This is a genomic window from Melioribacter sp. Ez-97, from assembly GCF_051488665.1.
GTDB lineage: Bacteria > Bacteroidota > Ignavibacteria > Ignavibacteriales > Melioribacteraceae > Melioribacter.
Genome location: NZ_JBPSEG010000002.1, coordinates 486,665 through 499,687, shown reverse-complemented (window position 1 = coordinate 499,687; position 13,023 = coordinate 486,665). Strand labels below are relative to the sequence as shown.

Sequence of the window (13,023 nt, the reverse complement as noted above, 5' to 3'; positions counted from 1 at the left end):
CTCGAACCCTCAACCCCGTGATCCGAAGTCACGTGCTCTATCCGATTGAGCTACGGGCGCATTTTTTTAGAAATATCCGATTTTTTTGCTAATAAATATAAATATAATCCCTTCCCTTTTCAAAGAAATTGAATTTAGACTCAGGTTTTAATTATTTTTGTAACCATATTATCCATTAATTTATCAGGAGAAAAAAATGACAAACATAGTGGATGTTTGGGGACGCGAAATACTCGATTCAAGAGGGAATCCGACAGTTGAAGTGGAAGTTGCGCTCGAATGCGGAGTCGTCGGACGCGCTGCCGTTCCAAGCGGCGCATCGACGGGCGAAAATGAAGCCGTTGAATTGCGCGACGGCGACAAATCCCGTTATCTCGGCAAAGGCGTCAAAAAAGCAGTCGAAAATATCAACAATCGCATTGCCGACGAATTGATCGACTGGGACGCAGTCGAACAGGTCGCCATCGACAATTTTCTGTGCGAACTCGACGGCACTCCCACAAAATCCGAACTCGGCGCAAACGCAATTCTTGGAGTTTCGCTGGCATGCGCAAAAGCGGCAGCCGAAGCTCTCGGTCTTCCGCTCTATCGTTATATCGGCGGCGTAAACGCACGCACTCTCCCCGTCCCGATGATGAACATTTTAAACGGCGGTAAACACGCCGACAATAACGTCGACTTCCAGGAATTTATGGTAATGCCGGTAGGAGCCCCCACGTTTGCTGAAGCTCTCAGAATGGGAGCCGAAACTTTCCACTGCCTCAAATCCGTTCTTAAAGCCAAAGGTTATAATACTGCGGTAGGCGACGAAGGCGGTTTCGCTCCGAATCTCAAATCGAATGAAGAAGCCATCGAAGTCATTCTCGAAGCTATCGAAAAAGCCGGCTACAAAGCGGGTAAGGATATCTTTATCGCTCTCGACCCGGCGGCAAGCGAAATGTGGGATAACGACAAAAAAGCTTACTACTTCTTCAAATCCGACAAATCGTATATCTCGCCCGAAAAGATGGTCGACTACTGGGCTGACTGGGTAAGCAAATATCCGATTATTTCGATCGAAGACGGCATGGGCGAATTCGACTGGGACGGCTGGAAAATGCTGACCGATAAAGTGGGCGACAAAATCCAGCTCGTGGGCGACGACCTTTTTGTAACCAATACCGAATTCCTCGCAAAAGGAATCGAACAGGGCGTCGCAAATTCGATTTTGATTAAAGTAAATCAAATCGGCACATTGACCGAAACTCTGGAAGCCATCGAAATGGCTAAGAAAGCAGGATATACCGCGGTTGTAAGTCACCGCTCGGGCGAAACGGAAGATACCACAATTGCAGACATTGCAGTCGCCACGAACGCAGGACAAATTAAAACCGGATCGGCAAGCAGAACCGACAGAATAGCCAAATACAATCAGCTCCTCAGAATCGAAGAGGAACTCGATACAACTGCTATTTTCCCAGGTATCGCCGCAATTAACTATACTGCAGAATAATTTATTTACGCGGACTGCCCGGATTCGAAGGGCAGTCCCTCTTTTTAATCGATGAATCGCCCTCTCAAAATAATGGTCGTCAATACGAAATTCCTCGGCGATTTAATTGTGTCGACTCCCGCTTTAAGATTCCTTAAAGAAGAATATCCCCGCTCGGAATTGATTTTAATCGTCAGAAAAGAATACCGGAAGGCATTCGAAAATTTTCCTTATATCGACAGGATAATTCCTTTCGACGCAGGATTGAAACACAAAAAAGGATTGACGGCTTTGAAGCGCGGCTTCGATTTCATTTTAAAACTCAGAAAAGAAAAGCCGGACGTTTTTATAGCTCTTCATCCGGGCGACAGACCCGCTTTGTGGGCGTTTTTATCGGGCGCCGCTCTAAGAATCGCGCCGAAAAAACAAAATCTTTCTTTCCTTATCAACAAAAAAATCGACGTTAACGAAGATTCGATTAAATATATCGATTATTATAACCGGATTGTGGAACACGGCGGCAGAAAGGTTAAATTCAATAAGACCGATTTCTTCGTTCCGGAAGAAGACGATTTATGGGCGGAAAATTTTTTACGAGAAAACAATTTTAAAGACGGAGAATTTTTAATCGTCCATCCCGGCGCAAGCGAAAAAAGCAAGGTATGGCAAGTCGATAATTACATCGAACTGATCGAAAAGCTTTTGAAGGAAGCTGGATGTAAAATTTTAATCCTCGCCGGTCCGCAGGACGAAGAAAATTGCAATTTGATTTCGGAAAGTTTGAAAGATAAAAACCTCGTCGTTTATAAATCCGGCAGCATTACAAAAAGCGCGGCTTTAATTAAAAAATCTCAATTGTTGGTCGATAACGACACGGGAACCCGGCACCTCGGAGCGGCTCTGGGAGTAAAAATCCTCGCTCTCTTGCCCGAAGACAATCTCGATTACTGGAATTTTTACGACGGCGTAAATCACCATTTCATTGCCGGCAAAAGATTTAATGACGGAGAAAAATCTTATCTTGGCGGTATTGAAGTTGAAACTGTTTACAAAAAAATAGTCGATTTGCTCGGAGACAAACGGTGAATATACTTATAATCAAATGGGGAGCGCTGGGCGATTTGATTGCGTCGACCCCGGCTATCCGTTCCGTAAGGGAAAGTTATCCCGATTCGAAGATTACGCTTCTGACGAATAAATTGATGACGCAGATACTCCCGCCGGGCTTCATAGTCGACGAGCATATCATAGTAAACACCGACAGAAATAAAGTGAAAGATTCGCTGCCAAGACAGATAGCGACGGTATTCGGATTGCGAAAGCGTAAATTCGATCTTACATTGAATTTGAGATGGACTTCGGAACGAGCGGCTTTGATTGCTTATTTGAGCGGCGCCGCCAGAAGAGCGGGCAGCGGTCCCGAAAAAATGAAAAATCTTTATACCGATTTCATTCCTCATCCGAAAGGACGCTATCACGAAATTCATCGAAATCTCGATATCGTCAAAGCTGCCGGCTGCCAAAAGATTACCGACGCGCCGATAGTAGCCGTATCGCGGGAGGACGAAGAATTTGCAAATAAAATTTTCGACGAATCGTTTGAAAAAGAGAAGCCCGTGCTTTGCATTCATCCGGGCGCAAGCAGACCCGTCAGAGCCTGGCTGCCCGATCGGTTTGCCGAAATCGGAAAACGCTTTGTAAAGAAATATAACGGGAACGTACTCTTGACATGGGGGAAAGGGGAAGAAGAACTCGTTAAATTCGTGGCTCATGAAATCGGAGACGGAGCCGTTATTTGCAAATCGACCGATACTATCGGAAAGCTTGCGGCGGTAATTAAAAAATCGACGCTCTTCTTTTCAAACTGCACCGGTCCGATGAATGTGGCGGTTGCGGCGGGAACGCCTGTAGTGGCTCTTCTGGCTTCGTCCGATCCAGTCGATTGGGGCGCTTACGGCGATATTCATCTTAATATCAAATCCCCGCTCGTGCTCGAAAGTTATACAGACGAGGACGAAAGGCGCGCTATGGAAGCTCTTGAAACAGACTACGTCTGGGAACTGTTGAGCCAAAGGTTCGAAACAATTATCCGGGAGGGTAAAAATGCTGGGTGAACTTGCGGCTCTTATGACGGCGTTGTTGTGGTCGGGCACTTCGATTGCATTTACCGAAGCATCTGTGCGAGTCGGGTCTTTTCACGTTAATATTTCGCGCCTGGTAATTGCTTTTCTGTTGTTAATCGCTACGATTCTCATTTTCGGATTCGACGCGTCAATGAGCTCCGCTCAAATTTTCAATCTCGGCATGAGCGGATTTATAGGACTGGTAATCGGGGATACTTTTTTGTTCAAAGCGTTTCAATACATCGGAGCGCGGATAAGTATGCTTATAATGGCGCTGGTGCCGGCTCTGTCGGCAATCCTAGCGTATATTTTTCTGGGCGAAGTAATTCTTCCGATTCAAATAGCCGGAATGATAATTACTATCGCGGGGATTGCTATTGTGGTTCTTCAACGTAAAGACAATAAAGTCAAACCGGACTACAGAGGAATTTTCTATGCGTTCATGGGAGCCGTGGGGCAGGCGGGCGGATTGATTTTTGCCAAACTTGCGTTCAATGAAGCCGACATAAACGGATTTGTGGCTACTTCCGTGCGTATTGCCGTCTCGATTATTTTTATCTATCCCGTATTCGTCATAGTCAACAGGAATCCGAATCCGTTCCATAAATTTGTAAACGACAGGAAAGCTTTACTCTATATGCTGACGGGCTCTGTAATCGGTCCGTATCTCGGCATTACGTTCAGTTTGATTGCAATTTCGTATACTCAGGTAGGAATCGCATCCACTCTGATGGCTACGCCTCCTATAATAATGCTGCCGATGGTAAAATATTATTATAACGAAAAAATACCGCCTCTCTCCGTAATCGGAGCCTTTATTGCCGTTGCCGGAGTCGCTCTTCTATTCCTGGCATAATTCGTCAAATATTTTCAAATACGTATCGTAAGCTTCTCCGCCGAAGCAGCAAAATATTACTTTTTCCGGCACCGGATTTTTACTCAAAAAATCGAGCGTCGTTTGAATGGCTATTCTTGCGGCTCTTTCGAACGGAAATCGGTACGCGCCCGTACTTATCGACGGAAACGCAATCGATTTGACGTCGTTTTCCGCCGCCAGTTTTAAAGAATTACGATAACAGTCGCTCAGGAGTTTGTCTTCTCTGCGATTGCCGCCCGACCAGACCGGACCGACCGTGTGAATTACGAATTTAGCCGGCAGATTGTAGCCTTTTGTTATTTTTGCCTGTCCGGTTTCGCATCCGCCGAGCGTTTTGCATTCTTCAAGAAGTCCGGGACCCGCCGCGCGGTGAATCGCTCCGTCTACGCCTCCTCCTCCGAGCAAACTCTTGTTTGCGGCGTTGACTATGGCGTCGACTTTCAATTTGGTTATGTCTCCTTCGACTATTTCTATCCTCTCTTTCATAACTGTATCGCCCCTCTCTTTTTTATTTTTTTGACTAAAATAATAGTGAACTCAATCATAACAAAATCTGTTATTATCAGTGAATCTTGACATTTTTATCAAGATTGAATAAGTTTGGACTAATTTTTTAATAATAAAGGCAAAATCTATGAGTAATGAGGAAAAAAAGAATCTCGAACAGGGCGAAGAATTGTCGGAAGATATGAAAATTATCGAAGACCTGACGAAAGAAGAATATAAGTGGGGATTCGTAGCCGATGTCGAATCGGAAGTGGCTCCAAAAGGATTGAATGAAGATGTTATACGAATGATTTCCGAAAAGAAGGGCGAGCCCGAATGGATGACGGAATGGCGTTTGAAAGCTTATCGTTACTGGCTTAAAATGGAAGAACCGAAATGGGCAAACGTTAAATACGAGCCGGTCGATTTTCAGGATATAAGCTATTACGCGGCTCCCAAGAAAAAACCTCAATATAACAGTCTGGATGAAGTCGACCCCGAATTGCTCAAGACATTCGAAAAACTCGGCATACCTCTCGAAGAGCAGAAAGCCCTTGCGGGAGTGGCGGTCGACGCGGTCTTCGACTCGGTCTCGGTAGCCACGACTTTCAAAGAAACTTTGAAAGAAAAAGGAATAATTTTTTGCTCCATTTCGGAAGCCATTAAAGAGCATCCCGATCTCGTCAAAAAATATCTCGGCTCGGTAGTTCCGTATACGGACAATTTTTATGCGGCTTTGAATTCGGCTGTCTTCAGCGACGGCTCGTTTGTTTATATACCGAAAGGCGTCCGCTGCCCGATGGAGCTTTCGACTTATTTCAGAATCAACGCGCAGGAAACCGGTCAGTTCGAACGCACTTTGATAATTGCCGACGAAGGTTCCTACGTCAGCTATCTCGAAGGATGCACGGCTCCGATAAGGGACAATAATCAGCTGCACGCCGCGGTTGTTGAATTGGTTGCGCTCGACAATGCGGAAATCAAATATTCGACTGTTCAAAACTGGTATCCCGGCGATAAACAAGGGAAAGGCGGCATCTACAATTTCGTTACAAAGCGGGGAGCCTGCCGTGGAGTAAATTCGAAAATTTCGTGGACTCAGGTCGAAACAGGTTCTGCCGTAACCTGGAAATATCCCGGCTGCATTTTGCAGGGCGACAACTCGATCGGCGAATTTTATTCGGTCGCCGTTACAAATAATTTTCAACAGGCGGACACCGGCACCAAGATGATTCATCTTGGCAAAAATACGCGCAGCACCATTATATCGAAAGGAATATCTGCAGGACGAAGCAACAATTCTTACAGAGGACTCGTAAAAGTCGGAAGAAAAGCGGCGAACGCCCGCAATTTTACGCAATGCGATTCGATGCTGATGGGCGACCGGTGCGGCGCGCATACGTTCCCGTATATCGAAGTCGAAAACGATACGGCGCGCGTTGAACACGAAGCCACAACTTCCAAAGTGGGCGAAGACCAGATTTTCTATCTTAATCAGAGAGGAATTCCCACAGAAGACGCAATCAATATGATTGTTAACGGTTTCTGTAAAGAAGTATTTAACGAGCTTCCGATGGAATTTGCCGTTGAAGCTCAAAAACTGCTTGCCGTTTCTCTGGAAGGCAGCGTAGGATAAAATCAGTAATTAACGTAAACAGGAAACAAAGGATACAAAATGATAACAATTAAAAACTTACATGCTACAGTCGAAGGAAAAGAAATTCTGAAAGGAATCGATCTGGAAATCAAAGCCGGCGAAGTTCATGCGATAATGGGACCGAACGGTTCCGGTAAAAGTACGCTTGCCAATATCTTGGCCGGAAATCCAAATTACGAAGTAACCGAAGGCGAAATAATTTTCGAAGGCAAAAATCTGCTCGAAATGGAGCCCGACGAAAGAGCCAAGGAAGGCGTATTTCTGGCTTTTCAATATCCGATTGAAATTCCGGGAGTTTCTAACGCCACGTTTCTCAAAACGGCAATCAACGAAAAAAGAAAACACTTGGGACTGCCGGAACTGACTCCTAAAGAATTTCTCGATTTGATGAAAGAGAAATCGAAAATTCTCGGTATGGACGAAAATTTAATCAGCCGGTCTGTCAATGTGGGATTTTCCGGCGGCGAGAAAAAACGCAACGAAATATTTCAACTCCTGATGCTCGACCCGAAGCTGGCGGTTCTCGACGAAACCGATTCGGGACTCGACATCGACGCTCTTAAAATCGTTTCGAACGGCGTTAACGTATTTCATAACGACAAAAACGCCGTCATTGTCGTTACTCACTATCAACGGCTTCTTAATTACATCGTTCCCGATTACGTCCATGTTCTTTATAAAGGGAAGATAATCAAGTCGGGCGGAAAAGAACTCGCTCTGCTGCTCGAAGAAAAAGGCTACGACTGGATAAAACCCGAAGAAGTCGAAATCGAATCCCATTAATCGAAGGAGTTGAATTTAAATGAAAGAATTAACAAAAAACGAAAACATTAAAGACTGGTACCTGAAGAATTACGAGTTGTTTGAAAAGCAGATGAACGGTCATAACCACGATTTATTGAAAAGAATGCGTCAGGTTTCGATGACAAAATTTTCCGAACTCGATTTTCCGACCACAAAGAATGAAGAATGGAAATATACCGACGTCTCGTTTGCAAGGAAGATTAAATTCAATCCGGCGGCTCGGGAAAGTAAAACCGGCTATACAATTGACGAAATCAAAAAGTTTGTATTCGGCGGTTTCGATTATAATCTTATTACATTCGTAAACGGCAAATACTCGGCGGAGCTGTCCGATATTTCCGAAGAGAGCGATAAAATAATAATCGGCAATCTGAACGATTTTATCGAATCGCACGGAGAAATTGCCGCTAATTATCTCGGAAAAATTTCATCGGAAGACAATCTTTTTAACGCGCTCAACGGCGTCTACATGCAGGACGGAGTAGTTATCGTACTGAAGGAAAACAGCGAGCTGAGCAAGCCTTTGCAGGCGCTTTTTATCAACGGCGATCCGGAAGAAAATCTTTTGGTGGCTCCGAGAAATTTGATTGTGGCGGGCAAAAACTCGCGCGCTTCCGTAATCTTCAATTACTGCGGAGGCTCGAAAGAATCATATTTTACAAACGGCATTACAGAATTACTGCTCGAAGAAGACAGTCTGATTGACTTTTATAAAATACAGAGAGAGAATTCGTCTTCCTATCATATCGAAAAGTTTCAAGCGATTCAAAAAGACCGAAGCGTTTTGAATCATTACAATCTGAATTTCGGCGGAAAGCTTATACGCAACGACATCAACTCGAAACTCGACGGTGAAAATATCGAAACGCATTATTTCGGATTTTATCTCGGAAAAGAAAACCGGCATATCGACAATCATACATTCGTCGACCACGCAAAACCGAATTCGATGAGCAATGAGTTATATAAAGGAATACTCGACGACAACGCGCGAGGTGTTTTCAACGGCAAGATAATCGTCAGACAGGACGCTCAGAAAACAAACGCTTATCAGCAGAATAAATCCGTTCTGCTTTCAGCAGATGCCCGGGTGGATACCAAACCGCAGCTGGAAATATTTGCCGACGACGTCAAATGTACGCACGGCGCCACTGTCGGACACCTGGACGAGGAAGCGGAGTTTTATATCCGTTCAAGAGGCGTGCCCGCAGATCTCGCAAAGTCGATTCTTATCAGAGCATTTGCCGCCGACGTAATTGACGAAATTAAAATTGACGAACTCAAAGAACAAATTAATCATCTGATTTTCGAGGAGCTGCACAGACAGGAAGTCGCTTTTTAAAAATATTCTAATTTAACCGGGTGTACAGTGCAAAAAACAGATAAGCTCGTTAAAAAAAAGTTTGACGTCGACGAAGTCAGGAACGATTTCCCGATATTGAAAAGACTCGTTAACGACAAGCCTCTAGTCTATCTCGACAACGCGGCTACTACACAAAAACCTAAAAGCGTTATCGACGCTCTGACAAATTATTACACATACGACAACGCCAATATCCACAGAGGTCTTTATTTTCTGAGCGAGCTGGCGACGGAACAGTACGAAAACGCGCGCCTGAAGGTCAAAGAATTTATTAACGCCATAAGCGCCTCGGAAATTATTTTCGTAAGGGGCACTACCGAAGCCATAAATCTCGTGGCTTCGAGTCTTTGCCGCTCGAAATATTTTTCCGAAGGGGACGAGGTGATTATCTCGAACATGGAACACCATTCGAACATTGTTCCGTGGCAGCTGATAAGAGACCGCAAGAAAATTAATCTGAAAGTCATTCCGATTAACGACGCGGGCGAGTTAGACCTTGAAGCCTTCGAAAGCATGATAACCGATAAGACGCGTCTCGTCTCGGTAGTTCACATTTCCAACACGCTCGGCACAATTAATCCGATTAAGAAGATTGTCGAGATTGCACATTCGAAAAAGATACCCGTTCTGGTTGACGGCGCACAGGCAATGTCGCATTTGAAAGTCGACGTCCAGGAACTCGACGCCGATTTTTACGCATTCTCGGGGCATAAAGTTTTCGGGCCCACCGGCATCGGGGTTCTTTACGGCAAAGCGGAATTTCTCGAAATGATGCCTCCTTATCAGGGCGGCGGAGATATGATCAGAACGGTGACGTTCGAAAAAACCACATTCGAAGATATTCCCAAAAAATTCGAAGCCGGAACTCCGAATATTGCGGGAGGAATCGGATTGGGCGCGGCGATCGATTATGTCAATCAATTCGACCGCAATGAATTGTCGGATTACGAGGACGCGCTTTTGAAGTATGCCACCGAACGCCTTTCGGAAATCGAAGGTCTGAAGATAATCGGCAGTGCGCGCGAAAAAGCTTCGGTAATTTCTTTTGTTATCGACGGAATTCATCCTTACGATATCGGTACGATTATCGATACAGACGGAATTGCCATCAGAACGGGACATCACTGCACTCAGCCGATAATGAAACGTTTCGGAGTGCCGGCTACGGCGCGGGCTTCTTTCTCGTTCTACAATACTAAAGAAGAAATCGATAAACTTTACGAAGGTTTATTGAAAGTCAAAAAAATATTCGAGTAAAATATGACAGACAAAGGAAAATTGGAACAGGAAATTATTGCGGTACTGAAAACATGTTACGACCCGGAAATTCCGGTCGATATCTGGGAACTGGGTTTGATTTACGATTTGCGCGTTGACGAAGAAGGGAACACTTATATCAAAATGACTCTTACTTCGCCGCATTGCCCTGTGGCCGAAAGTCTTCCGGTCGAAGTAAAAGAAAAAGTAAAGAAGGTCAAGGGCGTTAAAGACGTTTATCTCGATCTGGTTTGGGAGCCGCCGTGGAGCATGGACAAAATGAGCGAGGAAGCCAAACTCGAACTCGGATTTTTATAATCAAAAAGAAAGGAACGTTATGTTTAATATAAATCAAAAGCCGCCTATTTACGATCCCGAAGCGGTTCAACCGATGAGGGACGAACTTACATACGTCGGCTTCGAAGAACTGCTTACTCCGGAAAAAGCAAAAGAAGTTTTCTCCGGAAATCAGGATAAAACGATTTTTCTGGTAATAAATTCCGTTTGCGGATGCGCCGCCGGCAGCGCGCGCCCTGCCGCTACATTGGCGCTTCAGCATTCTGTAATCCCCGATAAATTTGTAACAGCATTTGCCGGACAGGACAGAGACGCAGTCGATTTTATCCGGGAAAATATTCTGGGCGATTATCCGCCTTCTTCCCCTTCGATGGCATTGATTAAAAACGGCAAAGTTATCTACTTTCTGCCGCGCCATCGCATCGAAGGCAGATATGCGGAAGAAATTGCAGAAGAATTGACAAAAGTATTCGAGCAGCATTGCTCCAACAAAGGTCCGTCGATACCGAAAGAAAAGTACGATAAACTTGTTTCGGCTAAAGCGTGCGGCTCTAAAATACCACTTGCATAAGGAGCGATAATTTGAAGTTCAGCACTCAAGAAGAATACGGTCTCAGGTTACTGCTCAGAATTGCAAAATTCTACCGCGCGGGTAAGTCATTGACTATTCCCGAAATAGCGGGCGCTGAAAAGATATCGCATCATAACGTAGGTAAAATTTTGCGATTGTTGCGACTCGGAGGATTTCTTGTGGCTGAACGCGGACAGACCGGCGGATATACATTGGCGCGTCCGCCCGAAGAAATAAAAGTTAAAGAAGTTCTCGAATCTCTGGGCGGACGGCTCTATGACGACTCGTTTTGTCAATCGCATTCCGGGGCGGCGGATTTTTGTACGAATACAATCGACTGCTCGCTCCGCTCTCTCTGGAAAGTAATCCAGGATTCCATCGACACGGTTACCGAGCGTTTGACCATTAAAGATTTAATGGGCTCGGAAAACTATATTTTCGAAATTATTACCGAATCCGAAAAATAATAGACAAATTCGGGCATGTCGGTTTACTTTTTGTTCCAATTGTGTTAAGTTTGTTTCTAAAATAATCCTTTAATTTTATCCGGCGAGATAAAAAGGAATGAAACCCATAAACACTTAATAACCAAACAGAGGACCTCGGCGACGAAAGTCAACGAGGATTTTTTTTATATGGACATAAAAGCAAAAATAGTCGACGAAGAAGGGCTGCGCAGAACAATCACTCGTCTGGCGCACGAAATAATCGAAAAAAATAAAGGTTCGAAAAATATCGTTTTAATCGGCATGCGAACCAGAGGCGAATATATCGCCGAAAGAATCAAAAACAAAATAAAAGAAATTGACAATTACGAACCGCCTTTCGGAGTGCTCGACGTTACGCTTTACAGAGACGATTTCCGAACACGCCTTAAACAGCCCGAAGTGTCGGTTACGAATATTACGTTCGACATTAACGAAAAAGACGTTATTCTTATCGACGACGTTCTTTATACCGGCAGGACAGCCCGGGCGGCTTTGGACGCAATAATGGACCTTGGAAGACCCAACACTATTCAGCTTTGCGTTCTTGTCGACAGAGGACATAGGGAAATGCCGATAAAAGCCGATTTCGTCGGAAAAAACATACCCACGTCGATTAACGAAGAAATAAAAGTGAAATTGAAAGAAATTGACGGCGAAGATTCAATCTATTTAGTTAACGCTCCCAACAATAAAGAGTGAGTAATTTATGTCATTATCAAGCAGACACCTGCTCGGATTATACGGCGTTCCGAAAGAAGATATCCAGTTGATTCTCGATACGGCAACCACCTTTCGGGAAGTATTGGAACGTCCGATAAAAAAAGTGCCCACACTCCAGGGCAAAACCATTGTTAATCTTTTTTATGAAAATTCCACCAGGACGCGCATTTCGTTTGAACTGGCTCAGAAACGCCTCTCGGCAGACACTGTAAATTTTTCCACTTCCACAAGCAGCGCCAAGAAGGGTGAAAGCTTCAAGGATACAGTGCGGAATATCGAAGCGATGAAAGTCGATATGATTGTGGTCCGGCATCAATCCGCAGGCATTCCGTATTTTCTTACCAGAATTTCGAAAGCAAATATTATCAATGCAGGCGACGGACTTCACGAGCATCCGACTCAGGCTTTGCTCGATATGTATTCGATAAGGGAAAAGCTCGGAACATTGAAAGGCTTGAATGTTTGTATTGTCGGCGATATCGCTCACAGCCGCGTGGCGATGTCGAACATTTTCGGATTGAAGACAATGGGCGCAAATGTATCCGTATGCGGTCCTTCGACGATGATTCCCGTCGGTATTGAAGAACTCGGCGTTAAAGTTTGTAAAAATATCGACGAGGCGATTAAAAACAACGACGTACTTAACGTATTGAGAATTCAGCTCGAACGCGACGCAGGCAGCAGAATTCCTTCAATAAGGGAATATCATAACTTCTTCGGTATTACTTCCGAAAGATTGGAAAAAAATAACAAGAATATTTTAATACTTCATCCCGGTCCTATTAATCGGGGCGTGGAGCTTTCTTCCGAAGTTGCCGACGGTCCGTATCAAATTATTCTGGACCAGGTAACCAACGGAGTTGCTGTGCGTATGGCGGTACTCTATTTACTCGGAACAATGAATTAATT

Annotated in this window: 14 protein-coding genes; 13 read left to right on the top strand and 1 reads right to left on the bottom strand. The window is 44.6% G+C overall.

The window, feature by feature from the left end:
• Positions 1–196: 196 nt before the first annotated feature.
• From eno to ACSSWA_RS04635, 4 genes are read left to right on the top strand one after another with little or no spacing between them, the layout of a single operon-like run.
• On the top strand, positions 197–1,492 hold the full coding sequence (gene eno / locus ACSSWA_RS04650; RefSeq protein WP_437355397.1) for a phosphopyruvate hydratase: 1,296 nt from the start codon (positions 197–199) through the stop codon (positions 1,490–1,492).
• A gap of 51 nt (positions 1,493–1,543) precedes the next feature.
• On the top strand, positions 1,544–2,557 hold the full coding sequence (locus tag ACSSWA_RS04645) for a glycosyltransferase family 9 protein (RefSeq protein WP_437355396.1): 1,014 nt from the start codon (positions 1,544–1,546) through the stop codon (positions 2,555–2,557).
• On the top strand, positions 2,554–3,585 hold the full coding sequence (locus ACSSWA_RS04640) for a glycosyltransferase family 9 protein (protein WP_437355395.1): 1,032 nt from the start codon (positions 2,554–2,556) through the stop codon (positions 3,583–3,585). The genes ACSSWA_RS04645 and ACSSWA_RS04640 overlap by 4 nt, the downstream gene beginning before the upstream one ends.
• Entirely contained in the window at positions 3,575–4,450 is an 876-nt protein-coding gene (locus ACSSWA_RS04635) for a DMT family transporter (RefSeq protein ID WP_437355394.1), read from the top strand. The genes ACSSWA_RS04640 and ACSSWA_RS04635 overlap by 11 nt, the downstream gene beginning before the upstream one ends.
• Here the strand turns inward: ACSSWA_RS04635 and ACSSWA_RS04630 are convergent.
• Positions 4,436–4,957 (bottom strand): O-acetyl-ADP-ribose deacetylase, encoded by a 522-nt coding sequence (locus tag ACSSWA_RS04630; RefSeq protein WP_437355393.1) that lies wholly within the window; start codon positions 4,955–4,957, stop codon positions 4,436–4,438. The two genes, ACSSWA_RS04635 and ACSSWA_RS04630, sit on opposite strands and share 15 nt — an antisense overlap.
• 202 nt (positions 4,958–5,159) lie before the next feature.
• Between ACSSWA_RS04630 and sufB the strand changes: the two genes are divergently transcribed.
• The 9 genes from sufB (at position 5,160) to ACSSWA_RS04585 (ending at position 13,021) form a co-directional block, all read left to right on the top strand.
• The gene (sufB, locus tag ACSSWA_RS04625) at positions 5,160–6,593 is read left to right on the top strand and encodes a Fe-S cluster assembly protein SufB (protein ID WP_437355404.1); all 1,434 of its coding nucleotides are present in this window, start codon (positions 5,160–5,162) and stop codon (positions 6,591–6,593) included.
• Positions 6,594–6,632: 39 nt separating this feature from the next.
• Entirely contained in the window at positions 6,633–7,397 is a 765-nt protein-coding gene (sufC, locus tag ACSSWA_RS04620) for a Fe-S cluster assembly ATPase SufC (RefSeq protein ID WP_437355392.1), read from the top strand.
• Between the two features lie 19 nt (positions 7,398–7,416).
• Positions 7,417–8,760, top strand: a complete 1,344-nt coding sequence (gene sufD, locus ACSSWA_RS04615) for a Fe-S cluster assembly protein SufD (RefSeq protein ID WP_437355391.1) — start codon at positions 7,417–7,419, stop codon at positions 8,758–8,760.
• A gap of 27 nt (positions 8,761–8,787) precedes the next feature.
• Entirely contained in the window at positions 8,788–10,038 is a 1,251-nt protein-coding gene (locus ACSSWA_RS04610; RefSeq protein WP_437355390.1) for an aminotransferase class V-fold PLP-dependent enzyme, read from the top strand.
• A 3-nt stretch (positions 10,039–10,041) separates the two neighbouring features.
• Positions 10,042–10,356, top strand: a complete 315-nt coding sequence (locus ACSSWA_RS04605) for an SUF system Fe-S cluster assembly protein (RefSeq protein ID WP_437355389.1) — start codon at positions 10,042–10,044, stop codon at positions 10,354–10,356.
• Positions 10,357–10,375: 19 nt separating this feature from the next.
• Entirely contained in the window at positions 10,376–10,906 is a 531-nt protein-coding gene (locus ACSSWA_RS04600; protein ID WP_437355388.1) for a BrxA/BrxB family bacilliredoxin, read from the top strand.
• Between the two features lie 11 nt (positions 10,907–10,917).
• Entirely contained in the window at positions 10,918–11,373 is a 456-nt protein-coding gene (locus tag ACSSWA_RS04595) for an Rrf2 family transcriptional regulator (protein ID WP_437355387.1), read from the top strand.
• Positions 11,374–11,541: 168 nt separating this feature from the next.
• Positions 11,542–12,093 (top strand): bifunctional pyr operon transcriptional regulator/uracil phosphoribosyltransferase PyrR, encoded by a 552-nt coding sequence (pyrR, locus tag ACSSWA_RS04590; protein WP_437355386.1) that lies wholly within the window; start codon positions 11,542–11,544, stop codon positions 12,091–12,093.
• Between the two features lie 7 nt (positions 12,094–12,100).
• Entirely contained in the window at positions 12,101–13,021 is a 921-nt protein-coding gene (locus ACSSWA_RS04585) for an aspartate carbamoyltransferase catalytic subunit (protein ID WP_437355385.1), read from the top strand.
• The last annotated feature ends 2 nt before the right edge of the window (positions 13,022–13,023 follow it).

Coding starts and splice junctions, on each gene's coding strand:
- eno (WP_437355397.1), top strand. CDS start 197: ATGACAAACATAGTGGATGTTTGGGGACGCGAAATACTCGATTCAAGA.
- ACSSWA_RS04645 (WP_437355396.1), top strand. CDS start 1,544: ATGAATCGCCCTCTCAAAATAATGGTCGTCAATACGAAATTCCTCGGC.
- ACSSWA_RS04635 (WP_437355394.1), top strand. CDS start 3,575: ATGCTGGGTGAACTTGCGGCTCTTATGACGGCGTTGTTGTGGTCGGGC.
- ACSSWA_RS04630 (WP_437355393.1), bottom strand. CDS start 4,957: ATGAAAGAGAGGATAGAAATAGTCGAAGGAGACATAACCAAATTGAAA.
- sufB (WP_437355404.1), top strand. CDS start 5,160: ATGAAAATTATCGAAGACCTGACGAAAGAAGAATATAAGTGGGGATTC.
- sufC (WP_437355392.1), top strand. CDS start 6,633: ATGATAACAATTAAAAACTTACATGCTACAGTCGAAGGAAAAGAAATT.
- sufD (WP_437355391.1), top strand. CDS start 7,417: ATGAAAGAATTAACAAAAAACGAAAACATTAAAGACTGGTACCTGAAG.
- ACSSWA_RS04605 (WP_437355389.1), top strand. CDS start 10,042: ATGACAGACAAAGGAAAATTGGAACAGGAAATTATTGCGGTACTGAAA.
- ACSSWA_RS04600 (WP_437355388.1), top strand. CDS start 10,376: ATGTTTAATATAAATCAAAAGCCGCCTATTTACGATCCCGAAGCGGTT.
- pyrR (WP_437355386.1), top strand. CDS start 11,542: ATGGACATAAAAGCAAAAATAGTCGACGAAGAAGGGCTGCGCAGAACA.
- ACSSWA_RS04585 (WP_437355385.1), top strand. CDS start 12,101: ATGTCATTATCAAGCAGACACCTGCTCGGATTATACGGCGTTCCGAAA.